The 1,081-nt window shown below is 66.5% G+C and carries 1 protein-coding gene; it reads right to left on the reverse strand.

Annotated elements, in window-relative coordinates; translation table 11 throughout:
* Positions 1-923: IS110 family RNA-guided transposase (locus DWA33_RS24830; protein WP_114361134.1), on the reverse strand; the 923-nt coding region annotated here is incomplete at its 3' end.
* Between the last annotated feature and the right edge of the window lie 158 nt (positions 924-1,081).

Genomic DNA, 1,081 nt, shown 5'->3' on the forward strand with positions numbered 1-1,081 from the left:
GCTTTGACGAGTGCGTTGGCTGTGACGAGCAGTTTTCGGGCGATTGCGATGAGCGCGACCTTTCCGGGTTTTCCTTGCAGGCGAAGGGCGTTGTAGTCGTCGCGGAGCTTGGGGTGGTGGCGGGCGGCGACCAGGGCGGCCATGTAGAGGGCGGCGCGAACGCAAGGACGTCCGCCGGCGATGGCGGCGCGAGGCGGCGCTGCGCCGGATTGGCTGACGTGGGGCGCGAGCCCTGCGAGGCTGGCGATGGCCTTGCGATCGCGCTGGCCGAGTTCGGGTAGGTCGGTGATGAGGAGCGTAGCCACCCGTTCGCCGATGCCGGGGATCGATTTGAGGATGTGAAGGACGCGGCGGAGTTCGGCGTCGTCGCCGATGCGCCTGGCGAGTTCGGCCTCGATGGCTTGGCACTGCGCCGACAACGCGGCGATCGCGGCCCGATGACTATCGAGCAGGAGCGTGCCGCGGACCTGCTTCATCCGGGTCTTCTCCATCGCGATCATCTCGGTGAGCTGGCGGCGTCGAAGCGACAACGCTTTCAGCTCGAGTTGGGTGTCGGTGGGCAGGGGGCGCAGGGTCTCGGGCATAGTCAGAGCGAAGCGCGCAATCAGCCGCGCGTCCAGCCTGTCGGTCTTGGCGCGACCGCCTTCGGCCTCGCGGAACGCCTTGATCCGGCGCGGATTGACGATACCGACTTCGAAGCCGGCGACCGAAAGCGCTTTGACAAGCTGTTCGGCATAGGGACCGATCGCCTCCAGAACCACCCGCCTGACGCCGGAGCGTTCGAGGCGGGCGATGATCTCGGCGATTCCCTCGGCCAGATTAGGCATCCGGAAGGTCTGGCCCGACGGAGCCAGCGCGACATCGAGAAAACGTTGGCCGGCATCGACGCCGGCCGCAACCGCAAGCGGCACTGCAATCGTCATGGGCATCGGTCCTGTATGCGGGCGATCACCGCAACGGCAATGCCCGTGCGACTGTTCGATCAAGCAACACCGACAGAGGCGCCCGCACCGGGTTACGGCGAGATGATCGGCCGGGAATCTACCGAGCGGCCTCTGTCGTGCTGACTATGCACCAGCAC

Origin of the sequence: Rhodopseudomonas pentothenatexigens (genome assembly GCF_900218015.1) — a bacterium.
Classification (GTDB): domain Bacteria; phylum Pseudomonadota; class Alphaproteobacteria; order Rhizobiales; family Xanthobacteraceae; genus Rhodopseudomonas; species Rhodopseudomonas pentothenatexigens.